The organism is Paraburkholderia flagellata (assembly GCF_021390645.1).
Lineage (GTDB): Bacteria > Pseudomonadota > Gammaproteobacteria > Burkholderiales > Burkholderiaceae > Paraburkholderia > Paraburkholderia flagellata.
Genome location: NZ_JAJEJT010000001.1, coordinates 2,098,307 through 2,124,133 on the forward strand (window position 1 = coordinate 2,098,307; position 25,827 = coordinate 2,124,133).

Genomic DNA, 25,827 nt, shown 5'->3' on the forward strand with positions numbered 1-25,827 from the left:
ACGACGTTGATGCAGCCGTCGGACTGCAGATCGCCCGACCTCCGACCGTTATTACTGACGACTCAGCCGGAAGGCGGGCGGCACATCATGGACAGCGCGGAATCAGGCAAGCCACAAGCGAACAGGCCGCGCGCGTCACGCGGCGGCCTTTTTTACGCTTGCCTGACGCTTTGCTTATTCAGCGACCGGCTTGCCGCTCGCGTCCTTGACCTTCTCCTTCCACTGCGACTTGATTTCGCTCACGACCGACGGCGGCAGCGAGATGTAGTCGAGGCTGTCAGCAGCCGGCGTGCCGTTCTTGAAAGCCCAGTCGAAGAACTTGAGCGTTTCCTTGCCTTGGTCCGGCTTGTCCTGCGCGGTGTGCAGCAGCACGAAGGTCGCGCCGACGACCGGCCATGCGTCCTTGCCCGGCTCGTTCGTCAGGATCTGGTAGAACGACTTCTTCCAGTCCGCGCCAGCGGCGGCTGCCTTGAACGTTTCGGTATCCGGCTGAACAACAGCACCCGACTCGTTCTTCATGGCAGTGTAGACCATGTGATTTTGCTTGGCGTACGCCCACTCGACGTAGCCGATCGCGCCCGGCAGACGCTGCACGAAGGCTGCGACGCCGTCGTTGCCCTTGCCGCCCGTACCCGTCGGCCAGTTCACGGTCGTGCCTTCGCCGACCTTGCTCTTCCACTCGGGGTTGACCTTCGAGAGGTAGTTCGTCCAGATGAAGCTGGTACCCGACCCGTCGGCGCGGCGCACCACGGCGATATCGAGGTCAGGCAGCTTGACCTTCGGGTTCAGCGCGACGATGGCCGGATCGTTCCACTTCTTGATCTTGCCGAGGTAGATGTCGCCGAGCACCGGGCCCGACAGCGTGATTTCGCCGGCCTTGACGCCCGGCACGTTGATCGCCGGCACGACGCCGCCGACCACCGTCGGGAACTGGAACAGGCCTTCCTTGGCCAGATCCTCGTCCTTCAGCGGAGCGTCCGAGCCCGCGAAGTCAACGGTCTTGGCCTGAATCTGCTTGATGCCACCCGACGAGCCAATGCCTTGGTAATTCACCTTGCCGCCGCCCGACTTCTGATAGGCATCCGCCCATTTCGTATAGATCGGTGCTGCGAAGGTGCTACCCGCGCCGGTGATGTCAGCAGCCTGCGCTGCGATCGCGAAGAGCGCGCCAGCAACGCCAGCGAGCGCGGTTTGCATCAATTTCATGAGACCTCCAGTGTGTGAGCGGATGAACGACACCGCGAAGCTTAGGGGGTCTCTGTGACAGTACTGTGACGATTCATGAAGCGAACGTGACAATACGATTACTGGCTGAAAGGCGCGTGGATATGCGTATTGGCCGATTTGCGAAGCGCGGTTGCAGCGTGGCCAGCAAGGGTGGCGGAGGCTGGAAAGCCCGCCAGACGGACGCTCGAACGACGTCCCGGGGTCCGATGAAATAATTCGAGGAATCCCTCGAAAGTGGTTTGCAAACCGTTATACGAATGTTTTAACCGTTTGCCTGATTCCGTTTTGACGCCGAAAAATTTGCAAAAATAGATGCGCATAAAACGATGAGCACGACGGCGGGTTGCACCGGCGTGCTCATCGGTTTGACGCTAGCGTGATTCAGTAACAGCCGCCGATCACGCGATCGAACGTTTGACCACGCTGGCGATCGCCTCGGCGTAATGCAGCGTGTCGCGCTCCTCGCGGGCTTCGACCATGACGCGCAGCACCGGTTCTGTGCCAGAAGCGCGGATCAGCACACGCCCTTTGCCCTTCAATTCCGCCTCGGCGGATGCGATCGACTGCTGGACCTCCACGTTGCCTTTCCAGTCGGCGCCTTGCGCGATGCGCACGTTGATGAGCTTCTGCGGAAACAGCTTCACGCCGTCGAGCAGCTGCGCGAGCGTCTTACCGCTGCGCTTCATCGCCGCGAGCACGAGCAGCGCCGAGACGATGCCGTCACCGGTCGTGTGACGGTCGAGCGAAAGAATGTGACCCGAGCCTTCGGCGCCGAGTTGCCAGCCGCGCTCGCGCAGTTGCTCCAGCACGTAGCGGTCACCCACGTTCGCGCGCACAAGTTGCACGCCAAGGCCGTCGAGCGCCTGCTCGATCGCGAGATTGGTCATGAGCGTACCCACCGCGCCTTCCACCTTGCCATCTGTCGCGATGCGGTCCTTCACGAGCACGTAGAGCAGCTCGTCGCCGTTGTAGAGGCGCCCTTGTGCGTCCACCACCTGGAGACGGTCGGCGTCGCCGTCCAGCGCGATGCCGAGGTCCGCGTGATTCGCGCGCACGGCGCGCACGAGTGCGTCGGGCGCTGTCGCGCCCACACCGTCGTTGATGTTGAAGCCGTTCGGTGATACGCCGATCGGAATCACGTCCGCGCCCAGTTCGTGGAACACGTGCGGCGCGATGTCATAACCCGCACCGTTGGCGCAATCGATCACGAGCTTCAGGCCGCGCAGGTTGAACGCCTGCGGAAACGTGCTCTTGCAGAACTCGATGTAGCGCCCGCCCGCATCGTGCAGGCGGCGCGCGCGGCCGAGCTGCTCGGACGGCGCGCAGGCGAGCGGTTGCTCGAGCTGTTGCTCGATTTGCGTCTCCACCTCGTCGGGGAGCTTGTTGCCATCGGCGGAGAAGAACTTGATGCCGTTGTCGTAGTAGGGATTGTGCGACGCGCTGATCACGACGCCCGCGGCGAGCCGTAGCGCACGCGTGAGGTAGGCGATGCCAGGCGTTGTCATCGGGCCAGCCAGCATCACGTCGATCCCGGCAGCCGAAAGCCCCGCTTCCAGGGAAGCTTCGAGCATATAGCCCGAGATACGCGTGTCCTTGCCGATCAGCACGGACGGGCGCGGCCCGCCGGATCCCGCCGCCGAGCCCGCGAGCACCTTGCCTGCCGCGTAGCCTAGCCGAAGCACGAAATCGGGCGTGATCGGCGCCTCGCCGACCTTGCCACGCACCCCATCAGTTCCGAAATAACGACGTCCCATCTTTCTATCCCTCGGTTTGGTGCTGCTTTATCCTGTATTTTCGCCAGCCGGATGCGTCTGCGCATCTCGCGCTGGAACGCGCTCGCCAGGCGCGCTCGCTTAGCCTCGAGCGGACTGTACGCCGCGCGCCATCGCGTCGCGCATCGCCGCCCAGACCTTGAGTGCGTCCACGGTGGGCGCGACGTCATGCACGCGAATGATCGCCGCGCCGCGTTCAGCCGCGCACACGGCCGCCGCAACGCTCGCCGCAACGCGTTCGGGCGCGGGCCGGTTCACGAGCGCGCCGAGCATCGACTTGCGCGACATGCCGGCGAGGATCGGATACGGCGCGACGCCTGCCGCAACTTCGGGCGCCGTCTCAGGCAGGTGCGCGAGCAGCGCGTAATTGTGCTCCACCACCGTCTTGCCGAAGCCGAAGCCCGGATCCACACTGATGCGCGCCTTCGCCACGCCCGCCGCTTCGAGTTCGGCGCAACGCTGTGCGAGAAACTCGCGCACCTCGCGCACGACGTCCACGTAGTCGGGCTCGCCCACCTGCATGGTCTGCGGCTCGCCGAGCATGTGCATCACACACAGCCCGCAGTCGCTGCCGCGCACGGCGTCGATCGCGCCGGGCATCCGGAAACCCCAGATGTCGTTGATCAGATCGGCGCCTGCCGCGAGCGCAGCGCGCATGACTTCGGGCTTGTACGTGTCGATCGAGAGCGGCACGTTCGCGCCCTTGAGCTTTTCCACAAGTGGAATCACGCGCTCGAGTTCCTCGCCAAGCGGCACGGGCGGCGCACCAGGCCGTGTCGATTCACCGCCAATGTCGATGATATCGACGCCGTCGAGCATCATCTGCTCCGCGCGGCGCAAGGCGTCGCCAAACGCGATATAGCGGCCGCCGTCGGAAAACGAGTCGGGCGTGGCGTTGAGGATGCCCATGACGAGCGGACGCTCGAAAGTCAGCGTGAAGCGGCCGCACGCGAGCGGCTCAGGTGGGAGACTACCTTGCGAGGAGATGTTGGGCACGTCAAGAAACGTCAGATGTGTAACGAGATGCGGCGGCACGCAGGCGCGCCAGAAATGCAAAACGGGCCGATGTGAACATCACACCGGCCCGCAACTTTACTCGATAAGGATCACGCCGGTGCAGTGGCGCTACCGGGTTTGACCTCGGTGCCCGTGCTGCCACCCGAGGACGCGTCGCCCGGCGACGGCGAGCTTTTCGGCGAACGCGGCGGACGGCCGGCCATGATGTCGTTGATCTGATCGGCGTCGATCGTTTCCCATTCCATGAGTGCCGCGGTCATGGCTTCGACCTTGTCGCGGTTCTCGTCGAGCAAGCGCTTCGCGAGGTTGTACTGCTCGTCGAGCACGCGGCGGATTTCCGCGTCGACCTTTTGCTGCGTCGCTTCCGAGATCGCGCGCGTGAAGCCCTTGCCGAACGGGCTGCCGTCGTTCTCATCGTCGGCGTAGACCATTGGTCCGAGCGCGTCGGTCATGCCGAAGCGCGTGACCATGGCGCGGGCCGTTTGCGTCGCCTTGTTGAAGTCGTCCGAGGCGCCCGTGCTGATCAGGTTCATGAACAGCTCTTCCGCCACGCGGCCGCCGAACAGGATGGCCAAACGATCCAGCAGATAGTCCTTCGAATACGTTTCGTTGTCGTGCTCGGGCAACTGCCACGTCACGCCCAGCGCACGGCCACGGGGAATGATCGTGACTTTGTGCACCGGGTCCGCCTTCGGCAGCAGCTTCGCGACGACCGCGTGACCCGACTCGTGGTACGCCGTGGCGCGCTTCGCTTCTTCGCGGATCACGGCCGACTTGCGCTCCGGACCCATGAAGATCTTGTCCTTCGCGTCTTCGAAGTCCTGCATTTCAACGATGCGCTTGCCGCGGCGCGCCGCGAAGAGCGCTGCTTCATTCACGAGGTTCGCGAGGTCAGCACCCGAAAAGCCCGGCGTGCCACGCGCGATAACCGCTGCATCCACGTCGTTGGCGATCGGCACCTTGCGCAGGTGCACCTTCATGATCTGTTCGCGGCCACGAATGTCCGGCAGACCCACATACACCTGGCGGTCGAAACGGCCCGGACGCAGCAGCGCCTTGTCGAGCACATCAGAACGGTTGGTTGCCGCGATCACGATGACGCCCGAGTTTGCCTCGAAGCCGTCCATCTCGACCAGCATCTGGTTCAGCGTCTGCTCGCGTTCGTCGTTGCCACCGCCCATGCCGGCGCCACGATGGCGGCCGACCGCGTCGATTTCGTCGATGAACACGATACAGGGCGCGTGCTTCTTGGCCTGCTCGAACATGTCGCGCACACGGGCCGCGCCCACGCCAACGAACATTTCCACGAAGTCCGAACCCGAGATGCTGAAGAACGGCACCTTCGCTTCGCCGGCAATGGCGCGCGCAAGCAGTGTCTTACCCGTACCCGGAGGGCCAACGAGCAGCACGCCACGTGGAATGCGTCCACCCAGCTTCTGGAATTTTTGCGGATCGCGCAGGAAGTCGACGAGTTCCGACACTTCTTCCTTGGCTTCGTCGCAACCCGCAACGTCGGAGAAGTTGACCGCGTTGTTGTTCTCGTCGATCAGGCGGGCGCGCGATTTACCAAAGGAGAACGCCCCGCCTTTGCCGCCCCCCTGCATCTGCCTCATCATGTAGAACCAGAACACGATGATCAGTATCGTCGGTCCAAGGTAATACAACGCCGAAACGAGCGCATTCGGCTCTTCGTCGGCCTTGCCGCTCACCTGCACGCCGTATTTCATCAGGTCGCCGACCATCCAGATGTCGCCCGGAGAGACGATCTGGTATTTCTGGCCGTCCGCCGGAGTGACCGTGAGGTTCCGCCCCTGCACCACGACGCTCTTGACCTTGCCGGACTTCGCGTCGTCCATGAACTGCGAGTACGAGACGCCTTCCTGGACACGGGGCTTGTCGAACTGCTTGAACACCGTAAACAGCACCAGTGCTATCACCAGCCACACTGCTGCCTTCGAAAACATGTTGTTGTTCAAAGCACCACTCCTTCACTCATAGATGGGCGCCTACATTTGCCTTGCGACACCACCAAAGCATTCTAATCCAGTACACCGACCCCTGCCATAACGTTTCGCTACCGCAGGAATAGCCCGAGCGCCTTGTCCTGTCCGCCTCTTGCACCCATTTTGCGGTCAGTTCGCGCCATTTGCACGGCAATCGTGCCCCGTTTAACCGGGACGCTTCAGATGTTTACCCAATATAAACGTTTCGGACGATTTATCGCGCGAAGCCTTCGGTTTGCGCGCCGCCACGACCTTGAACTGCTGCTTGAACTTCTCGACGATCTGGCTGTAACCGCTGCCGTGGAAACATTTGACTAAAAGGGCACCATCGGGTTTCAGATGATTCTGCGAAAACTCGAGTGCGAGATCGCACACGTGTTCGATACGCGCCGCGTCAGCCGACGCGACCCCTGAGAGATTGGGCGCCATGTCCGAAATTACAAGATCGACTGGGCGCCCACTCACCAATTCTTCCAGTTGTGCGAGCACGTCGTCCTCGCGGAAGTCACCCTGCAGGAACTGCACGTCGGAGATGGGCTCCATGGGCAGGAGGTCGAGCGCGATGATCGTGCCGTCGATACCACCCTGCCGCTGGTCGTCGCGTTTCGTGCCTTGCGCAAGCTTGTTGCGCGCGTACTGGCTCCAGCTGCCAGGCGCGGCGCCCAGGTCCACGATCACCATGCCTGGGCGGATCAGCTTGTCCTGCTCGTCGATTTCCTTGAGCTTGTAAGCGGCGCGAGCGCGATAGCCCTCCCGCTGCGCCATTTTCACGTACGGGTCGTTGATATGGTCGTGCAGCCACGACTGGTTGAAGCGATTTTTTGCCATTAATGATGAACTCTTGCTGCGTGATTCCGCGCTTTTAGCGGATAATACGCGTTTTATTCGTGCGGCCGTCGCGGCCCGCCTGGCCGGATGTTCTTTTCTCCGCCGGCGTTTTTGGCCCGCGCCCTGCCGTTCCCCACGGTTTTCCGTTGTTCCGACGCGCTTTGCCCGCTGGTGGCCCGCTCCTCGCGGACCGCATTCACGTCTGCCCAGGTTGTCAATTCATGCCTGTCGACCCGCGCGGCGCCGTCATTTTAGTCGAGTCTGCCACATCCCATGCCCGCCCTCACTCTTTCCGCCGAACAGCGCTCCGAACTGCGCTCCCAGGCTCACGCGCTCAAACCGGTCGTACTCATCGGCGCCGAGGGACTGACCGACGCCGTGGTCAAGGAAATCAAGGTTCACCTTGCCGCGCACCAACTCATCAAGGTGCGCGTGTTCGGTGACGAGCGCGAAGAGCGCCTTGCGATCTACGAAGAGATCTGCGACCGCCTGAGCGCCGCCCCGATCCAGCACATCGGCAAGCTGCTCGTCATCTACAAGCCCGAGGAAGCCAAGGCGAAGGCCACGACCGCGCGCGCCGGCGCCCGCGGCACCGTGTCGCGCCCGTCAGCCGACGTACCGAGCGCCCGGGAAGCGGGCAAGCGTGGCGCCGCTCCGCGCACCGTCAAGGTCGTCAAGGCCAGCGACAACCCCATGCGCAAGCCGAAGTCGCAAAAAGTGACGGTCAAGGGTAACGAGCGCGTCACGCAAGGCGGCAACATCAAGCGCGCCAAGAAGCGCCAAACCAGCTCCAAACGGGCCCACCAGGGTTCGAAGTAAAAAGCGCGGCCTTCGAGCCGCGCTTTTTTTGTCTGCGCCAGCGGCGGGGCATTCGTTTACTGCGAGCTGGCTCCAAGATGCCGCGGCAGCGTGCCGTGCGCAGAAGGCAGCAGCCAGACGAGCCACGCACCCAGCAGGCTCTGCACGAGATAGAACAGACTCGACACGCCGTGCAGCAAGCCGAAGCGGCTCGCATACGGCGAGCTGGCCACATCCATGCCCGCGCTCATGGCCTGAACGCGCAACGCGTTCATGAATGGCTGCAGCGCGAAATAGCCGATCAGCACGCACAGCAGCATGGCAGCCAGAATCCAGCGCAACCGGCGATAGCCCAGCGCGCCGCGGCGCGCGAGCACGTTCGACAGCCCGAGCAACAGTACGCCGCACACCACGCCGATCATGCCTTCAAGACGAAAGAGCTGAGCGGCAAGCCCGCCGGCCACCACCCTTTCGAGCGACGCGAACAAAACGGGCGCAACCGCATAGCCGATGGTCAGCTGGCTACCGACCCACAACATGGCCAACAGCCCGAAGATCCGGTGCGGAACGAGCGAAACGGGAGCGGCGTAACCCGCCTGACTTGCGGTACTCACGTCGATGTGCCCTCAGACGTAGCGAACCTCGATGACCTCGTACTCGCGCACGCCGCTCGGAGCTTGCACTTCGGCGACATCGCCTTCGGACTTGCCGATCAGCGCGCGCGCGATGGGCGAGCTGACCGAGATCAGGCCGTGCTCGAGGTCGGCTTCGTCGTCACCGACGATCTGGTAGGTCACCGTCTTGCCCGAATCGAGGTCTTCGAGATCCACTGTCGAGCCGAACACCACGCGGCCGTCCGCTTCGAGCGTGGCCGGGTCGATGATCTGCGCAGCAGCCAGCTTCGACTCGATCTCGGCGATACGGCCTTCGATGAAGCCCTGCTTTTCCTTCGCGGCGTCGTATTCCGCGTTTTCCGACAGATCGCCTTGCGCGCGCGCTTCCGCGATCGAATTGATGACCGCCGGACGCTCGACGGATTTCAGGCGCTGCAGCTCTCCGCGAAGTTGGTCTGCGCCGCGCTTGGTCAAGGGAATCGTGCTCATAAACAACTCGTACGGCCCACAAGGGCCAAAAGAATGCCGCGCCACGCGCGCCTGTCGCGCGCGTTGCGGCCATAAAAAAATTCCGCGGTTAAGTGCATCCCGCGAGGGCGGCTGCGCGGTCTGGCGCAGCCTGAAAACCCTGTTGGGACGCCGCTTAACCGCGGCACATTCAGCTTTTTTAGCCTGCCTCGTCGAGCGTTAGACAGACAATTGAAGCCTTAGTTTAGGCGAGCATGGAGGCCTTGTAAATCATAGACTTCCAGGTTCTTCAGGTAGCGCAGACCCTCGACGGCCGCGCGTGCGCCCGACATCGTCGTGTAGTAGGTGACCTTGTTGGCCTGCGCGCTCATGCGGATCGAGCGCGAATCGGCGATCGCCGAGCGGGTTTCGTCGACGGTCGTGAAGACGAGCGAAATCTCGCCGTTCTTGATCATGTCGACGATGTGCGGACGGCCGTCCTTCACCTTGTTGACGACCTTCACCGGCACGCCGGCCGCTTCAATCGCGGCAGCGGTGCCGCGCGTGGCGACGATCGGGTAGCCGAGTTCGTGCAACATGCGCGCGACTTCCACGGCCTTCGGCTTGTCAGCGTCCATCACGGTGATGAAGACGGTGCCCGACTCCGGCAGGCGCGAGCCCGCCGCGAGCTGCGACTTGAAGAGCGCTTCGCCGAAAGTCTTGCCCACGCCCATCACTTCGCCCGTGGAACGCATTTCCGGTCCGAGCACCGGATCAACGGCCGGGAACTTGACGAACGGAAACACTGCTTCCTTCACGCTGAAGTACGGCGGCACGACTTCCTTCGTCACGCCCTGCTGCGCCAGCTTCTGGCCGACCATCGCACGCGCCGCAATCTTCGCGAGCGGCAGGCTGGTCGCCTTCGAGACGTACGGCACGGTACGCGACGCACGCGGGTTCACTTCCAGCACGTAGATGATGTCCTTCTTCGAACCGTCATCCTGCGGCACTTGCTGAATCGCGAACTGCACGTTCATCAGGCCAACCACGTTCAGCGCCTTCGCCATCGCGGCAGTTTGACGCTTGAGTTCGTCGACCGTTTCCTTCGACAGCGAGTACGGCGGCAGCGAGCAAGCTGAGTCACCCGAGTGCACGCCAGCCTGTTCGATGTGCTCCATCACGCCGCCGATGAACACGTCGGTGCCATCGGAGATGCAGTCCACGTCGCATTCGATCGCGTCATTCAGGAAGCGGTCGAGCAGCACCGGCGAATCGTTCGAGACCTTCACGGCCTCGCGCATGTAGCGTTCGAGGTCGCGCGGCTCGTGGACGATTTCCATGGCACGGCCGCCCAGCACGTACGACGGACGCACGACGAGCGGGTAGCCGATTTCGTCGGCGAGCTTGAGCGCTTCGTCTTCGGCGCGCGCGGTGCGGTTCGGCGGCTGGCGCAGGTTCAGGTCCTGCAGCAGCTTCTGGAAGCGCTCGCGGTCTTCGGCCGCGTCGATCATGTCAGGCGAGGTGCCGACGATGGGCACGCCGTTCGCTTCGAGGTCGAGCGCGAGCTTCAGCGGCGTCTGGCCGCCGTACTGCACGATCACGCCAACCGGCTTTTCCAGGTCGACGATTTCGAGCACGTCTTCGAGCGTGAGCGACTCGAAGTACAGGCGGTCGGACGTGTCATAGTCGGTCGAAACCGTTTCCGGGTTGCAGTTGACCATGATGGTTTCGTAGCCGTCTTCGCGCATGGCGAGCGCGGCGTGAACGCAGCAGTAGTCGAACTCGATACCCTGGCCGATCCGGTTCGGGCCGCCGCCCAGCACCATGATCTTCTTGTTGTTGGTCGGGTTGGCCTCGCACTCGTCCTCATAGGTCGAGTACATGTAGGCGGTCTTGGTCGCGAACTCGGCAGCGCACGTGTCCACGCGCTTGTAGACCGGGCGCACGTTCAGCTCGATACGGCGCTTGCGCACGTCCGCAGCATTCGCGCCGAGCAGCTTCGCCAGACGGCGATCCGAGAAACCGCTCTGCTTGAGGTAACGCAGTTCGTCCTTCGTGAGACTTTCGAGCGTGCGACCCTTGACGGCCTCTTCCTTCTGGATGATCTGCTCGATCTGCGCGAGAAACCACGGATCGATCGCGGTTTCTTCGAAGATCTCTTCGCGCGTCATGCCCACGCGAAACGCGTCGCCCACGAACCAGATGCGGTCCGGACCGGCTTCGCCGATCTCGCGGATGATCTCGTCGCGGCTCGTGGTCTTTTCGTCCAGACCGTCGACGCCGACTTCGAGACCGCGCAACGCCTTCTGGAACGATTCCTGGAAGGTACGGCCAATCGCCATCACTTCGCCCACCGACTTCATCTGGGTGGTGAGGCGCGGATCGGCTTCGCGGAACTTCTCGAACGCGAAACGCGGAATCTTCGTGACGACGTAGTCGATCGTCGGCTCAAACGACGCCGGCGTCTGACCACCCGTGATTTCGTTCTTCAGCTCGTCGAGCGTGTAGCCCACGGCCAGCTTCGCCGCGACCTTGGCGATCGGGAAGCCCGTGGCCTTCGACGCCAGAGCGGATGAGCGCGAAACACGCGGGTTCATTTCGATCACGATCATGCGGCCCGTTTTCGGGTCGATCGAGAACTGGACGTTCGAGCCGCCCGTATCCACGCCGATCTCGCGCAGCACAGCGAGCGAGGCGTCGCGCAGGATCTGGTATTCCTTGTCGGTGAGCGTCTGCGCCGGCGCGACGGTGATCGAGTCGCCGGTGTGGATGCCCATCGGGTCGAGGTTTTCGATCGAGCAGACGATGATGCAGTTATCCGCCTTGTCGCGGACCACTTCCATCTCGTATTCCTTCCAGCCGAGCAGCGATTCTTCGATCAGCAGTTCGCGCGTAGGCGACAGATCGAGACCGCGCTTGCAGATCTCTTCGAATTCTTCGCGGTTGTACGCGATGCCGCCGCCCGAGCCGCCGAGCGTGAACGACGGACGGATCACGACCGGATAGCCGCCCGAGCCAGTGGCTTCGGCGATTTCGGCTTGCACCTTGAGCGCCTCTTCCATCGAGTGCGCAACGCCCGACTTTGCCGAACCGAGACCGATCTTGGTCATCGCGTCCTTGAATTTCTGGCGGTCTTCGGCCTTGTCGATGGCTTCCGGCGACGCGCCGATCAGCTCGACGTTGTACTTCGCCAGCACGCCGTGGTGGTGCAGGTCGAGCGCGCAGTTCAGCGCGGTCTGGCCGCCCATCGTCGGCAGGATCGCGTCGGGGCGCTCCTTCTCGATGATGCGCTCCACCACTTCCCAGGTGATCGGCTCGATGTAGGTGACGTCGGCCGTGTTCGGGTCGGTCATGATCGTCGCCGGATTGCTGTTGACGAGGATGACCTTGTAGCCTTCTTCACGCAGCGCCTTGCATGCCTGCGCGCCCGAATAGTCGAACTCGCACGCCTGGCCGATGATGATCGGACCCGCGCCGATGATGAGAATGCTCTTGATGTCTGTCCGCTTGGGCATAACGCTCTCGCTAAATATTCCTGTGTCTTTTACGTCAGGCGGCTTGACTTCTGCCGCCCGGGTGCGCGCGTGGGCCGTGTTTGCAACCTGCTTCAAACCAGCTCGCTGCGCACCCTGCTCTGCTCTTTCGCTTCGGCTCTGCGCGGCGCTTACGCCTTCGCCTTGTCCATCAGCGCCGTGAAGCGATCGAACAGATAGCCGATGTCCTGCGGGCCCGGCGATGCTTCCGGGTGACCCTGGAAGCAGAACGCGGGCTTGTCGGTCAGCTCGAAACCTTGCAGCGTGCCGTCGAACAGCGACACGTGCGTGACGCGAGCGTTCGCGGGCAGCGTGGCGGCGTCCACCGCGAAGCCGTGGTTCTGCGACGTGATGACCACGCGGCCGTCGGCCAGATCCTTGACCGGATGGTTCGCGCCGTGGTGGCCCGTCTTCATCTTCAGGGTCTTCGCGCCGACAGCGAGGCCCATGATCTGATGACCGAGGCAGATGCCGAACGTCGGGATGCCGCGCTCGATGAAGGCTTGCGTCGCCTTGATCGCGTAGTCGCACGGTTCCGGGTCGCCGGGGCCGTTCGAGAGGAACACGCCGTCCGGGTTCAGTGCGAGCGCGTCTTCAGCCGTCGATTGCGCCGGCAGCACCGTGACGTCGCAGCCGCGTTCGGCCAGCATGCGCAGGATGTTCTGCTTCACGCCGTAGTCGAACGCGACGACCTTGTACTTAGGCGCCGACTGCGTGCGATAGCCTTCACCGAGACGCCATTCGGTGGTGTTCCACGTGTACGACTTGTCGGTCGAGACGACCTTGGCGAGGTCCATTCCCGCGAGGCCCGGGAACGAGCGCGCGAGTTCGATGGCCTTCGCTTCGTCGTCGGAACCCGCGAGGATCGCGCCGTTCTGCGCGCCCTTGTCGCGCAGGATACGCGTGAGCTTGCGCGTATCGATGCCGGCGATGGCAACGACGCCTTCGTCCTTCAGATACTGGCCGAGCGTGCGCTCCATGCGGAAGTTCGAGGCGAGCACGGGCAGGTCGCGGATGATCAGACCGGCGGCATGGACTTTCGTGGCTTCGACGTCTTCGGCATTGACGCCGACGTTGCCGATATGCGGATACGTGAGGGTAACGATCTGGCGAGCGTAGCTCGGGTCGGTCAGGATTTCCTGATAACCGGTGATGGCCGTGTTGAACACGACTTCACCGATCGTATGACCCGGCGCGCCGATCGAATAACCACGAAAGACCGTGCCGTCGGCGAGCGCGAGCAGAGCGGGAGAAAATGACGGCAACACGGGAGACTCCTTGGGGGAGCACCCTGTGCCGACCTGTTATCCGACGTTGCGATCTTGCGACCTGAGAGCGGCTGCGGCGTCGGCACCCTTTTCCGTGAGGATCAGGATGCGCGCGCGGCTCGCTCGCTACGCGGCCTCATCAGCGGTTGACCGTTGTGGCGCCGGGCCACGAGCGCGCGTTTGTGACGCAGGATCGGGCGGCAGCCGGCCAGTTGACGATGAAGCGCGGGCGGCGGATGAACGGATGGGAAGAGGTAGGCGCTAGGGTGCGGGTTGATAAGCTCAAACCTTGAAATTATAGCGCGAAAGTCACCTTTCCTTCAAATTCCAGGATGGCGCTGGCGACGGGGAGCGTGCTCGCAGCCCGGTGCGCGGCCCTTTCCACTATAGCGGGCGGGGCCGCGGCGGCAAGCGCCGCTCGAGATCGCGCCTTCGGTTTTTGGCAACTACCAACGAAAACGCCGCCACCTGGCGGGGTGACGGCGTCAAACACAACAAAAACGGAAAAGTGATCGGAGCGAAATACCATGCGCTGCCCCCGCAACGCATGTTTGAGCACCCTTCGCCAGCCGCTATTTTGTCTGATGCTTCTGCGCGTGGGTTTCGGCCTTCGGGCGGCTTGCCGCACCCTTCGACGCCTTGCTGGGCGCAGCGCTGATCGTTTTGGCCTTGACCGGTTCGGAAACCTTCACGACCTCGGTGCGCGCGCGACCGTGCTTCTTATCGTATCGCGACTTCGACCCGGTGTCTGTAACGCGGGTGCCAATTCGCTGCACGCCACCGCCAGAAACGTTCGTTGCCAGACGTTCCGGCCCCGGTTCGCTCGGCATCGCCTTGTTGACCGGCACGTGCAACACCAGCACCTGGCCCGGCGCGACGTAGTCGCGGTGGGTCTTGTTCCACGCTTTCAATTGACCGAGCGAGACGCCGTAACGGCTCGCCACCGCTTCCATCGACTGCTTGCGGCGCACACGGATCAGCATCTTGCGCGTGTCGGGCACATCCGGCTCCATGGCCAGCACGGCGCTTTCCGCCACGTCGGCGCTGATGTCCTCGTCGTCGCCGTCGTCGGTGCGCGGCACCACTAGCGTCGAACCCGCCTTCAGGCGCATGCCCGCCGGAATCTTGTTCACCGACATCAGCGTGTCGGCGTCCACGCCGATCTTCTGCGCGATCGCAGCCGGCGTGGTGCGCGAGTCGGTCGTGTAGACGGTCCAGGAGGAAAGCTGGCCGGAATAGGCCTTCAGGTTGCGCTCGAACGCGCTCGCGTTGTCGAACGGCAGCAGGATCTGCGGGTCGGTTGCGCCGAGAATCACAGGCTTCTTGAACGACGGGTTGAGCGAGCGGAACTCGTCGGTCGTCATGTTCGCGAGCTTGGCGGCGACGTCCACGTCGATGTCGTGAGAGGTCGTGACCGTGACGAAATACGGGTGGTTCGGAATGGACGGCAGCGTGAGCCCGTACTGCTGCGGGTTCATCACGATGTTCTTGACCGCCTGCAGCTTCGGCACGTAGTTACGCGTTTCGTTGGGCATGCGCAGACTTTGGTAGTCCGTGGGCAAACCCGCCGCCTCGTTGCGCGCGATGGCGCGCTGCACGTTCCCCTCGCCCCAGTTATAAGCGGCGAGCGCGAGATACCAGTCGCCGAACATGTCGTGCAGGCGCGAGAGGTAGTCGAGCGCGGCGCTGGTCGAGGCCAGCACGTCGCGGCGCTCGTCCTGCCACATGTTCTGCTTGAGGTTATAGGTGCGGCCCGTGCCCGGCACGAATTGCCACATGCCGGCGGCCTTCGCGACAGACAGCGCCTGTGGGTTGTACGCGGATTCGATGAACGGCAGCAGCGCGAGCTCGGTGGGCATGTGGCGCGCCTCGAGCTCTTCGACGATGTGATAGAGGTACTTCTGCGAACGCTCGGTCATGCGCGCGACGTAGTCGGGCCGCTGGGCGTACCAGTTGGCGTTCATGTCGACGAGGTCGCTCTGCAGGTCGGGCATCTGGAAGCCGCGGCGAATGCGCCCCCAGAGGTCGGCGTCGGGGCTTGTGAGCTGATCGACGGAACCTTGATCGACGTTAATGGTTTCCTTCGCAGCGGAGGTCTTACGAATAAGGTCGGCGTTGGCCTGGGCGTTGGCTGGTGCTAGAGAACTCGCAGACGGTCCCCCGCTCGCACAGGCGGCGAGCATGAGGACCAGCAGCGCACTGATTATGAATCGCATGAAAATCTACATCCGCATGGCTGGAATTTGCAGCCGATAGTACGGAACGTGTCGATTTCCGTCAATCGGAATTATTGGAAAAAAATCCATGAAATCCGCAGCTTGGGCGTGATTCCATACGATTGGGTTGAGCATGCCCCCTAACCCTGGTGGGTCAGCGGAACCGATTCTTCCATTCACGCATCATGGCGAAAGCAGCCAGCCGGTTCGGCACCGATTCGTGCAGCGCCTCGGTGAGCGCGGCTTGCACCGCCGCGTCGCTCGCGCGCAGGAACGGATTGACGGCGCGCTCGTGCGCGATCGTCGTAGGCAGCGTCGGCACGCCGCGCTCGCGCAGCGCCGCCGCCTCGCGGCTCCATTCACGCAGATCGGCGTTTTCGGGATCGCAGGCGAGCGCGAAGCGAATGTTCGACAACGTGTATTCGTGTGCGCAGTGCACGTGAGTATTGCCGGGAAGCGCCGCGAGCGCGTCGAGTGAGTCGAGCATCTGCGCGGGCGTACCCTCGAACAGGCGGCCGCAGCCACAGGCAAAGAGCGTGTCGCCGCAGAACACGTGCGGCGTGCCGTCGGTATCGGCTGACTGGAAATAGGCGATGTGGCCACGCGTGTGGCCCGGCACGTCGATTACCGTAAAGTCGAGCGCCGGTGCGTCCAGATGGACGGCGTCGCCACCCTTCACGCGCGTGACGAGCGGATCGAGCGGGCCGAGCGCCTCGCCGGCCGGGCCATATACGGGCAAATGCGCGGGCAAATGACCAGGCATGCGGGCGTCGGCGAGCAGGTCCGCCACACCGCCGACGTGGTCGTTGTGGTGATGGGTGAGTAAAATAGCGACGAGCCGCCAGCCGCGTTTCGCGAGGTACGCGCGAACGGGAGCGGCGTCGCCCGGATCGACGACAACGGCATTCTGGCCGTCCGAAACGACCCAGATGTAATTGTCTTCAAAGGCGGGAACCGGTACGTACTCGTAGGCGCACGCATCGCTCGAACGCGCGTACTCTAGCGGACTCTTCATGGGGCGACGTATTCTTCGACATGTCTGACCGATTGATTATAGACTGGCCCGCCTGGACCGCCTCGCCCGCTGGCAGGTATGTGCTCGACTGGGAGCAGGAGCAGCTCGACCGCGTGGTATCGAACGTATTCGGCTACCATGCGCTGCAGCTCGGCCTGCCGCAACTCGACGCCCTGCGCGAGAACCGCATGTCGTGCCGCGGCCTCGTGCTCGACGCCGCCAGCGCCGCGAGCGCCCCCTACTCCGTACCCGGCACATCGGCACAGCCGCACCCGAACGGGGGGCAACCGATGCCTGGCGCGGGCGGCGCAACGCAAGACCACAGCCCGGCTGCGAGCGGCAGTTCGTTGCTTCACGCGCCCGCGGGCCGGAGCACCGTATGGTGCGACTATCTCGATCTGCCGTTCGAGGCGCAGAGCGTCGACCTCATCGTGATGCCGCACACGCTCGAGTTCACGAGCGACCCGCACCGCCTGCTGCGCGAAGCCGAGCGCGTGCTGATGCCCGAAGGGCAATTGCTGATCGTCGGTTTCAACTCGCTTTCGCTGTGGGGCGCGCGCCAGTCGGTCGGCAAGCTGACCGGCCATCCGTTCCTGCCGGCGCGCCAGGACCTGATCGCCTTCACACGCCTGAAAGACTGGATCAAGCTGCTTGGCTTCGAGCTTGAACGCGGGCGCTTCGGCTGCTATCGTCCGCCGCTTGCGACGGATCAGTGGCTCGGCCGCTACGGCTTCATGGAAGCCGCGGGCGATCGCTGGTGGCCGATTTTCGGCGCTATCTATATGGTGACGGCGATCAAGCGCGTGCGCGGCATGCGCCTCGTCGGGCCGTTGAAGGTCAAGAAGCCGGTACTGGCCGCGAGCTTGACGCCTGCGGCCACCACCCCTTCCCCAACACGCAACAAGGACACATGAGCACACCCGACTTCGTCGAAATCTTCACGGACGGCGCCTGCAAGGGCAACCCGGGCCCCGGCGGCTGGGGCGCACTGCTGCGCTTCGGCGCGCAGGAAAAGGAACTGTTCGGCGGCGAGGCCGGCACGACCAACAACCGCATGGAGCTGATGGGCGTGATCGCCGCGCTCGAAGCGCTCAAGCGTCCGTGCAAGGTGATCGTGCACACCGACTCGCAGTATGTGCAAAAAGGCATCAGCGAGTGGATTCACGGCTGGAAGAAGAAGAACTGGATGACGGCCGCCAAAACGCCGGTCAAGAACGACGACCTCTGGAAACGCCTCGACTCGCTCGTCGGCCAGCACGAGATCGAGTGGCGCTGGGTGAAGGGTCACGCCGGCCACCCGGAGAACGAGCGCGCCGACGCGCTCGCGAACCGCGGCGTCGCCACGCTCGCCGAACTCTGATACAGCTCTCTGAGACCGCCTCGCGCGGCTGCCCCACGCTTTCACGCTTTACAAGACATGCGCCAGATCATTCTCGATACCGAAACCACCGGCCTGAACGCCCGCACGGGCGACCGCATCATCGAAATCGGCTGCGTCGAGCTGGTGAACCGCCGGCTCACCGGCAACAACCTGCACTTCTACGTGAACCCGGAGCGTGACAGCGACCCGGGCGCACTCGCCGTACACGGCCTCACGACCGAGTTCCTCTCCGACAAGCCGAAGTTCGCCGAAGTCGCGGACGAAATCCTCGACTTCATTCGCGACGCGGACATCATCATCCACAACGCGCCGTTCGACATCGGCTTTCTCGACGCCGAGCTCGCGCTGCTCGGCAAGCCCGGGTTCAAGGAGCATTGCGGCGAGGTGATCGACACGCTCGTGCAGGCCAAGCAGATCTTCCCCGGCAAGCGCAACTCGCTCGACGCCCTGTGCGATCGCTTCGGCATCAGCAACGCGCACCGCACGCTGCACGGCGCGCTGCTCGACTCGGAACTGCTCGCCGAGGTCTATCTCGCGATGACGCGCGGCCAGGAAAGCCTCGTCATCGACATGCTGGGCGAGCATGCCGCGCCCGGTGCGGCCGCCGCGCCGCGCGTGCAGTTCGAGTCGATCGACCTGCACGTGATCATGGCGAGCGACGAAGAAATGGCCGAACACAACGCCGTGCTCGATGGTCTCGACAAGGCGATCAAAGGCACGTCGGTTTGGCGTATCGAACCCGCCCCCGCCGAAGCAAATTCGGCCGATGCGCAGAATGCTTAAAAAAGGGCTTTACAAGATCGGAAATGCCCTGCATAATCTCAATCTCTTCGGGTGGTTAGCTCAGCGGTAGAGCACTGCCTTCACACGGCAGGGGTCACTGGTTCGATCCCAGTACTACCCACCAGAATTCCTGGTGTTGGTAACGACAAACACCGAAGAATAAAAGGCCTCGTTGCGAAAGCAACGAGGCCTTTTGCTTTGGGCGTCCATTTTGCACGAGACAAAACAATATTGAGCACTCCACTCGCGCATGCGCACTGAGGCATTCCCTACCCTACCCGGTTGGGGGGGTCACCCCGGGTGGCCTGACTCCTAAGGTAACGCCAGACACAGGCAATGCCGAAGCGCGAACCAGATTCAGCAAGCGCGCGGACAAGGAGACATCATGAAAGTAATGGGCGTCGCTGCTCCCCCCTCGCATCTCGACTTCGCGGTATCCCCGTACTGAACCAACCCACAGCACCGGCCGCTGCGCGCAGAAGCCTGCGCCAGTCCGGTCGCGTCCTGGCGTTGCACCATCAGCCGGCGCCAGCCGATACAACGAGATCGCCCATGCTCAACTCAACTTCCTGGCAGCCAAAGTCCGCCTGGACCAACACGGCCCTCCTCACCGGACTCTCCACGATCAATTTTCTCGACAAGATCGTCCTCGGCATGGTCGCCGTGCCGCTCATGGCCGAGATGCATCTCTCGCCGGCGCAATTCGGCTTCGTCGCCGGCAGCTTCTTCTGGCTCTTCTCGATTTCGACCGTGCTCGTCGGTTTCCTCTCGAATCGGCTACCGACGCGCTGGATCCTGCTCGCCATGGGCGCGAGCTGGGCACTGTTGCAGATACCCCAGGCGTTCGCCACGAGCGCGTTCGCGCTGCTGCTCTGTCGCGTGATTCTCGGTGCGGCGGAGGGCCCCTCGTTTCCGGTCTCCGTCCACTCGCTCTTCAAGTGGTTCCCGGACCACAAACGCAGTCTCCCCGTGGCCGTCATCAACCAGGGCGCAGTCGGCGGCATGGTGCTCGCCGGGCTCGTGATTCCCGCGATCACGCAGCGATGGGGCTGGCGCACGAACTTCTTCGTGCTCGCCGTGGTGGGCGCGCTTTGGTGCGCGTTGTGGCTGGCCTTTGGCCGCGAAGGCACGCTCGACGTCGTCCGCCGCACGCCGCGCGAACCGGCCGCAGCCAGCAGCGCGGCCGCGCCCTTGCCGTATCGCAGGATCCTGACGGACGCGTCCGTTCTCTCTGTATTCCTGCTCGGCTTCGTCGCCTACTGGCTGCTTGGCCAGACCATCACATGGTTGCCCACCTACCTCGAAAAGGGTCTCGGTTTCGGCAGCATCGCGTCGGGACGCCTCTTCGCACTTGTCATCGCATTCGCGGCGCCGGTCAATATCGGCCTGAGCGCGCTTTCGCAGCGCATGCTCCGGCAGGGCGCGACCTCGCGCGAAGCCCGCGTACGGCTCATGTGCGCCGTCATGATCGCAGGCGCACTCATCTTCTTCGCTCTGGTGGCGATCGACCTGACGCCCACGCAAAAGGTGCTCTGTTACGCCGTTGCCGGCGCGCTGTCCACTTTCTGCCTGACACTCGCCCCCGCCATGCTCGCCGAAATGGTGCCGCTCGCCCAGCGCGGCTCGGTCATCGCGATCAATACCGCGGTGGCGAGCCTCGGCGCCGCGATCGGGCCGGCTCTCGTCGGCCGGCTCGTCCAGTCCTATGCCGCAACCGGCGCGCACGCCTATGAAGTCGCCATCGCGGTGACGGCGACGCTGCTGGTCGTCGCGGCGCTCGTGGCGCTGCGCTGGCTGCACCCCGAACGCTCGCTGCGCACCGCTGGCGAGGACGCAGCGCCACTCACTGCCTGAATGAATACGCCACGCGTGACGCTCAAAACGTAATGCGTGAGACGCTAAAGTCGGCGCACGACGGCCGCGAATACCTATCGTCAATGGAGAATCACATGCAAGCAACCGTTAGCGTACCTAACGAGTTTCAGGCCAGCGCAGTCGACGCCGAAAGCTGGCCGTTCACGCTCACACGGCACACACCGACCATCGGCGCCGAGATAGGTGACATTGACCTGCGCGAGCCGCTCGACGACGTCACCTGCCGGGCCCTGCGCCGCGCGCTGCTCAAGTACAAGGTGCTGTTCTTCCGCGATCAGGACATCACGCCCGCGCAGCACGTGGCCATCGCGCGCCGTTTTGGCGAACTGGAAGTCCACCCCACGTTTCCGCATCACCCGGATCACCCGGAACTCGTCATTCTCGGGCGCAACGATTCGAAGCGCGGGCGCGAGAATCTCTATCACTCCGACGTGTCATGGCGCGAAATTCCTTCGATGGGCTCGATGCTACGCTGTGTGGCGTGCCCCGAGGTGGGCGGCGACACCATGTGGATCAACATGGTCGCAGCCTACGAAGGCCTGCCCGAAGACGTCAAGACACGCATTGCGAATCTCACGGCCGTCCACGATTTCCTGCCGCTGTTCGGGATTGTCGTTCCAGAAGATCAGCATGCCGAAATGAGAAAGCGCTTTCCGCCTGCTACGCATCCTGTGGTGCGCACGCACCCGGAAACGGGCGAAAAGATCCTCTATGTCAACGAGGCCTTCACCACACATATCGCGAACTATGGCCAAAAGACCGTGGACCAGTATCGCGTGGGCTTCGACTTCAAGCTCGCCGAAATGGAATTGCTGCAGTTGCTGTTCCGTCAGGCCCAGGTGCCCGAGTATCAGGTGCGGCTCAAGTGGCGCCCGAACACGATCGCCCTCTGGGACAACCGGTCGTGCCAGCACTACGCCATTCAGGACTACTACCCCGCCGTTCGGCACATGATGCGCGCGACCATCATCGGCGATCGGCCGGTTTGAGCGCGTACGCACGCGACCTGGGAATTCCATCATGAAGACATTGAATCGCTTCTATATCGACGGACAGTGGGTCGAGCCCGCACAGCACGGCGCGCGGGCTCCCTCATTCGATATCGTCGATCCCGCCACCGAAGAACGCATCGGCACGCTAGCCATGGGCAATGAGGAGGACGCCGATCGCGCGATCGCCGCGGCGCGCGCCGCCTTTCCCGCGTGGTCAGAGACGAGCCGCGAAACGCGTATCGCCCTTCTCGAGCGCATCGCCGTCATCTATCAGCGCCGCCTGCCCGAGCTCGCCGAAGCCGTGCGCCAGGAAATCGGCGCACCGGTCTCGCTGTGCAATGCGTTGCAGGCGCCGATCGGCCTCGCCCACTTGCGCGCAACCATCGATGTCCTGCGCGACTTCGCGTTTGAAACGACGCAAGGCAAGAGCTATGTGCGGCGCGAGGCGATCGGCGTCGCCGCGCTCATCACGCCATGGAACTGGCCGCTGAACCAGATCGTGGCCAAGGTCGCCCCCGCGCTCGCTGCGGGCTGCACGGTCGTGCTCAAGCCTTCGGAAATCGCGCCGCTCGACGCGATGATCTTCGCCGAGATTCTCCACGAGGCCGGCACGCCCGCGGGCGTTTTCAACATGGTGTTCGGCGAGGGTCGCACCGTGGGCGCGCGGCTCGCCTCGCATCCTCAGGTGGACATGGTTTCCATCACCGGTTCGACGCGCGCGGGCGTGGAAGTGGCGATCGGCGCCGCGCCCACGGTCAAGCGCGTCACGCAGGAACTAGGCGGCAAGTCCGCCCTGCTCGTCCTCGACGACGCCGAACTGGCGTCCGCCGTGACGAGCGGCGTCGCGCAGTGCATGGCGAATTCCGGTCAGACCTGCATCGCGCCCACCCGCATGCTGGTGCCACGCGCACGCTACGACGAAGCGGTCACGATCGCAGCAGCGGCCGCGAATACGTTGACGGTCGGCGATCCGGCCGACCCGGCCACGCGCATGGGCCCCATCTCGAACCGCGCCCAGTACGACAAAGTGCAACGCATGATCGAGACGGGAATCGTGGAAGGCGCGCAGGTGGCGGCGGGCGGCCCGGGTCGCCCGTCCGGGCTCTCGCGCGGCTTCTACGCGCGGCCAACGATCTTCGCCGGCGTGCACAACGACATGGCGATCGCGCGTGAGGAAATCTTCGGCCCTGTGCTAGCGATGATTCCCTACGACGATGAAGAAGATGCCATCCGGATCGCGAACGACAGCCCCTACGGGCTTGCGGGCTATATCGCGACGAGCGATGTGCAGCGTGCACGCAAGGTGGCGGCGCGACTGCGCGTAGGCTCGGTGCGCATCAACGGCGCGATGCTCGACGTGAGCGTGCCGTTCGGCGGCTACAAGACGTCCGGCAATGGCCGCGAATACGGCGCCGAAGGGCTGGCCGAGTTCCTCGAGTGCAAGTCGGTGACGATCTAAGCCCCAAAGAGAAACGGGACCGTTCACGGTCCCGTTCTTTCCGCACATGCTGGATCGACGGCTTAGAACGTCGAAAGCGTCAACGTGTTTTCCACCGAGGTCACGCCGGCCACGCCTTGGGCGATCCGCGTCGCCTGATCGATCTGCGCCTGCTCCGGCACCCATCCCTCCAGCTTCACTGTGCCACTGCTCGCGCGCACGGTAATGCCGCTCGCGCGCAGTCCTTTCGCCTTCGCGAGCGCGTTCAGCACGCGCCGGCGCAGCGCGCGATCGGCTGCCTTCTGCGAAGCCGGTGTGGCGCTCGCGCCTGAAGAAGCTGCCGCCGCAGCGGGAGCAGCGGGCGCGGAGGAAACCGCCCCGCTGTCCTGCGCATGAGCCTGCAAAGAGGCAGCAAATAGAGCGGCAAAAAACGTGGCCGCGGCTAACGTGCGGCCGTTGCGAATGACATCCATTCTGGTCCCTCCTCGTCGATGATGATTTGTGGCCGCGCCGAAGCGCGGCCTTGCCTTGTCAGAAGCGCCGTCAGAAGCGATGCGTCATGCCAAGCACCGCGAGCACCTGCTTCGTGTCCGTGCTCGTGACCGAAACGCCTGGCCAGCTCATCGTCGCGCTGCCGTTGTTCTTCAGGTAGCCCGCGCGCATATAGAGCGACGTGCGCTTGGAAAGGCTATGGTCGTAGCCGATCTGCACACCCGGCGTGTTGTCGTGCGCGCCACGCACGTTGCGCTCGATCCCGGCGATCTCGACCGTGTCGGCCGGCGTGGCCTGAATCGTCGCGCCGAACTCCATGATGCTCGACGACTTGCCCGCGCCGAGCAAGGCCGCGAGCGAGTGCGCCGGCGCGTCGTGCGGCTTGTTGTACGCATAGTTGAACTGCAGGTTGACGATGCCGATGCGGTAGCCGAGCGCGCCCGTGAAGTGCTCGGTGCCAAGCAGGTTGAGCGGGCCGGGCAACCCCGTGATCGTCGCCGTGCCGGGATGCTGATACTGGTAGGCGATGCCCGCGTAGAGCCCATAGGCCGAATACGAGAGGCCAAGGTCGAGGAAGTTGCCTGAAGTCTGCGGCACCGGCTGGGTGACGGTGGCCGAGAAGGCGTACATCGCGTACAGTTGCAGGCCCGCGAGATTCGGCGATTTGTAGAGGACCGAATTGCTCGTGCGGCCCGTGGCGGACTGGCTGGCGAGCGTATTGCGATCGACCGCGAGCACGGCGGCGGAAAGCGGCGAAAGCACTTCGTTGCCGCGAAACGGATCGGTCGGATAGACGACCCAGAAGGTCGGCTGATACTGACGCCCGAACGTGAGCGAGCCGTATTTGTCGTGCGTGAGTCCCACCCACGCCTGGCGGTAAAAGAGCGTGGTGGTATCCGCGAACAGACCGCCGTTATTGATGTTGTATCCGGTCTCGACGTCGAACGCGGCCTTCAGCCCGCTGCCGAGATCCTCGTTACCCTTCAGGCCAAACATCGACCCGGTGTTCCCGCCGCTTCGCAGCGAATACGAATGCTTGCCGCCGTTGTCCAGATATTGCACGAACGTATCGGCCACGCCGTACAACGTCACGCTCGACTGCGCCGCGGCGCTGCCCGCCACCACCGCCAGCGTTGCACCGCAAATTCCCTTGCTGATAAAACGCATGCACGTCTCCTCATTATGATTGCCGCATGCAACCGGCGCGGCGAATGTGTAACCCGTTCGGCACCGCGAGCCACATGCGGCGCAGTTTTGCAGGGACATTCAGGGGGGCAACTACCCAAACGGAGTGGGGACGGGAATACCCCGAGCGGCATGCGCTTCGCGGTTCATGCCGCGTGACAGTTGCAAACTGGCCACCCGCGCGGGGTGGGGACACTGCGCCGGGCGCCACGCATCATCGCGATATCGCGCCTGTCGTTGCTCTGGCGCATTCAGGAGCGCAATCAAATGTCTCAAAATGCCACTGCAAGTGCGCCGCGCAAGGTGGCGCATGTGCGCCAGATCGTCTGCACCGGGTACGCGCGTGACGACGGCCTCTACGACATCGAAGCCCGCATGACGGACACGAAGGGCCACGACTCGGCTCTCCTGTTCAAGGACGTGCCAACTGGCGGCGCGATTCACGACATGTGGCTCACGATCACGATCGACGCGAACCTCGTGATCCGCGCAGCGCACGCGCGCACCGACACCGCGCCCACGCCCTGGTGCGCGCAGATCAACGAGGCCTATGCGAAGCTCGCGGGTGTCGCAATCGGCAATGGCTTCATGAAGGAAGTGAAGGCGAGACTTGGCGGCACGCGGGGCTGCACGCACCTCACCGAGCTGCTCGGCCCGATGGCCACCACCGCATTCCAGACTCTCATGGGGCTGCGGCAAGACGCACACGAGCGCCTCGCCGATGCCGCACGCGGCGAGCGAGCACCGCTGCTGCCCATGCTGGACACGTGCCACGCCTGGCGCGCAGACGGCGAAGTGGTGCAGGTACTGCGCGAGCGCGGCGCCAGCTCCGTTGCCCATGCGCAAGCCTGCGCCGATGCCTAGCCGCCCTCGCCCGCACGTAACGCACCCCGTAGCGCTGCGACAAAACAGCATGGTTCGCCGGGCGCGCTCGCCCGCGTGG

At 63.8% G+C, this 25,827-nt stretch carries 21 protein-coding genes and 1 tRNA gene; 9 read left to right on the forward strand and 13 right to left on the reverse strand.

What is annotated here, in order from left to right; genetic code table 11:
* Window positions 1–174: 174 nt before the first annotated feature.
* The 5 genes from pstS to L0U83_RS09315 form a co-directional block, all read right to left on the reverse strand.
* Window positions 175–1,206, reverse strand: coding sequence for a phosphate ABC transporter substrate-binding protein PstS (gene pstS, locus L0U83_RS09295; RefSeq protein ID WP_233882235.1), 1,032 nt, complete (start codon window positions 1,204–1,206; stop codon window positions 175–177).
* Window positions 1,207–1,625: 419 nt separating this feature from the next.
* Window positions 1,626–2,981 (reverse strand): phosphoglucosamine mutase, encoded by a 1,356-nt coding sequence (glmM, locus tag L0U83_RS09300; RefSeq protein WP_233882237.1) that lies wholly within the window; start codon window positions 2,979–2,981, stop codon window positions 1,626–1,628.
* Window positions 2,982–3,080: 99 nt separating this feature from the next.
* A complete protein-coding gene (folP, locus tag L0U83_RS09305; protein ID WP_233883819.1) occupies window positions 3,081–3,986 on the reverse strand; it encodes a dihydropteroate synthase in 906 nt (301 codons plus the stop codon).
* A 119-nt stretch (window positions 3,987–4,105) separates the two neighbouring features.
* Complete coding sequence (gene ftsH / locus L0U83_RS09310) at window positions 4,106–5,992, reverse strand: ATP-dependent zinc metalloprotease FtsH (RefSeq protein WP_233882245.1); 1,887 nt, start codon at window positions 5,990–5,992, stop codon at window positions 4,106–4,108.
* Between the two features lie 192 nt (window positions 5,993–6,184).
* Complete coding sequence (locus tag L0U83_RS09315) at window positions 6,185–6,847, reverse strand: RlmE family RNA methyltransferase (RefSeq protein WP_233882248.1); 663 nt, start codon at window positions 6,845–6,847, stop codon at window positions 6,185–6,187.
* A 273-nt stretch (window positions 6,848–7,120) separates the two neighbouring features.
* On the opposite strand from L0U83_RS09315, the gene L0U83_RS09320 reads away from it, so the two are divergent.
* Window positions 7,121–7,666, forward strand: coding sequence for a YhbY family RNA-binding protein (locus L0U83_RS09320; protein ID WP_233882249.1), 546 nt, complete (start codon window positions 7,121–7,123; stop codon window positions 7,664–7,666).
* Window positions 7,667–7,722: 56 nt separating this feature from the next.
* Here L0U83_RS09320 and L0U83_RS09325 read toward each other — a convergent pair whose 3' ends face one another.
* The 6 genes from L0U83_RS09325 to gloB form a co-directional block, all read right to left on the reverse strand.
* On the reverse strand, window positions 7,723–8,184 hold the full coding sequence (locus L0U83_RS09325; RefSeq protein WP_233883820.1) for a DUF4149 domain-containing protein: 462 nt from the start codon (window positions 8,182–8,184) through the stop codon (window positions 7,723–7,725).
* A gap of 87 nt (window positions 8,185–8,271) precedes the next feature.
* Window positions 8,272–8,748 carry a transcription elongation factor GreA gene (gene greA / locus L0U83_RS09330; RefSeq protein WP_233882251.1) on the reverse strand — a complete coding sequence of 159 codons (477 nt, stop codon included), beginning with the start codon at window positions 8,746–8,748 and terminating at the stop codon, window positions 8,272–8,274.
* Window positions 8,749–8,966: 218 nt separating this feature from the next.
* Window positions 8,967–12,221, reverse strand: a complete 3,255-nt coding sequence (gene carB, locus L0U83_RS09335; protein ID WP_233882260.1) for a carbamoyl-phosphate synthase large subunit — start codon at window positions 12,219–12,221, stop codon at window positions 8,967–8,969.
* A 149-nt stretch (window positions 12,222–12,370) separates the two neighbouring features.
* Window positions 12,371–13,507, reverse strand: a complete 1,137-nt coding sequence (gene carA / locus L0U83_RS09340) for a glutamine-hydrolyzing carbamoyl-phosphate synthase small subunit (RefSeq protein WP_158758218.1) — start codon at window positions 13,505–13,507, stop codon at window positions 12,371–12,373.
* A gap of 572 nt (window positions 13,508–14,079) precedes the next feature.
* On the reverse strand, window positions 14,080–15,723 hold the full coding sequence (locus L0U83_RS09345; protein ID WP_233882261.1) for a transglycosylase SLT domain-containing protein: 1,644 nt from the start codon (window positions 15,721–15,723) through the stop codon (window positions 14,080–14,082).
* A 154-nt stretch (window positions 15,724–15,877) separates the two neighbouring features.
* Window positions 15,878–16,738 (reverse strand): hydroxyacylglutathione hydrolase, encoded by an 861-nt coding sequence (gene gloB, locus L0U83_RS09350; RefSeq protein WP_233882262.1) that lies wholly within the window; start codon window positions 16,736–16,738, stop codon window positions 15,878–15,880.
* A gap of 20 nt (window positions 16,739–16,758) precedes the next feature.
* Between gloB and L0U83_RS09355 the strand changes: the two genes are divergently transcribed.
* The 7 genes from L0U83_RS09355 to L0U83_RS09385 all read left to right on the forward strand — a co-directional run bounded on the left by L0U83_RS09355 (window position 16,759) and on the right by L0U83_RS09385 (window position 23,228).
* The gene (locus L0U83_RS09355) at window positions 16,759–17,652 is read left to right on the forward strand and encodes a class I SAM-dependent methyltransferase (RefSeq protein WP_233882263.1); all 894 of its coding nucleotides are present in this window, start codon (window positions 16,759–16,761) and stop codon (window positions 17,650–17,652) included.
* Window positions 17,649–18,098 (forward strand): ribonuclease HI, encoded by a 450-nt coding sequence (gene rnhA / locus L0U83_RS09360; protein WP_233882264.1) that lies wholly within the window; start codon window positions 17,649–17,651, stop codon window positions 18,096–18,098. The genes L0U83_RS09355 and rnhA overlap by 4 nt, the downstream gene beginning before the upstream one ends.
* A gap of 57 nt (window positions 18,099–18,155) precedes the next feature.
* A complete protein-coding gene (gene dnaQ, locus L0U83_RS09365; protein ID WP_233882265.1) occupies window positions 18,156–18,902 on the forward strand; it encodes a DNA polymerase III subunit epsilon in 747 nt (248 codons plus the stop codon).
* Between the two features lie 49 nt (window positions 18,903–18,951).
* A tRNA-Val gene (locus L0U83_RS09370) sits at window positions 18,952–19,026 on the forward strand.
* 428 nt (window positions 19,027–19,454) lie between these two features.
* Window positions 19,455–20,756, forward strand: coding sequence for an MFS transporter (locus L0U83_RS09375; RefSeq protein WP_233882266.1), 1,302 nt, complete (start codon window positions 19,455–19,457; stop codon window positions 20,754–20,756).
* Window positions 20,757–20,851: 95 nt separating this feature from the next.
* A complete protein-coding gene (locus L0U83_RS09380) occupies window positions 20,852–21,766 on the forward strand; it encodes a TauD/TfdA dioxygenase family protein (RefSeq protein ID WP_233882267.1) in 915 nt (304 codons plus the stop codon).
* Window positions 21,767–21,797: 31 nt separating this feature from the next.
* The gene (locus L0U83_RS09385) at window positions 21,798–23,228 is read left to right on the forward strand and encodes an aldehyde dehydrogenase family protein (RefSeq protein WP_233882268.1); all 1,431 of its coding nucleotides are present in this window, start codon (window positions 21,798–21,800) and stop codon (window positions 23,226–23,228) included.
* A gap of 62 nt (window positions 23,229–23,290) precedes the next feature.
* Here L0U83_RS09385 and L0U83_RS09390 read toward each other — a convergent pair whose 3' ends face one another.
* Entirely contained in the window at window positions 23,291–23,680 is a 390-nt protein-coding gene (locus tag L0U83_RS09390; protein WP_233882269.1) for a BON domain-containing protein, read from the reverse strand.
* A 70-nt stretch (window positions 23,681–23,750) separates the two neighbouring features.
* A complete protein-coding gene (locus L0U83_RS09395; RefSeq protein ID WP_233882270.1) occupies window positions 23,751–24,866 on the reverse strand; it encodes a porin in 1,116 nt (371 codons plus the stop codon).
* Window positions 24,867–25,151: 285 nt separating this feature from the next.
* On the opposite strand from L0U83_RS09395, the gene L0U83_RS09400 reads away from it, so the two are divergent.
* Complete coding sequence (locus L0U83_RS09400; protein ID WP_233882271.1) at window positions 25,152–25,748, forward strand: DUF2889 domain-containing protein; 597 nt, start codon at window positions 25,152–25,154, stop codon at window positions 25,746–25,748.
* Window positions 25,749–25,827: the final 79 nt, after the last annotated feature.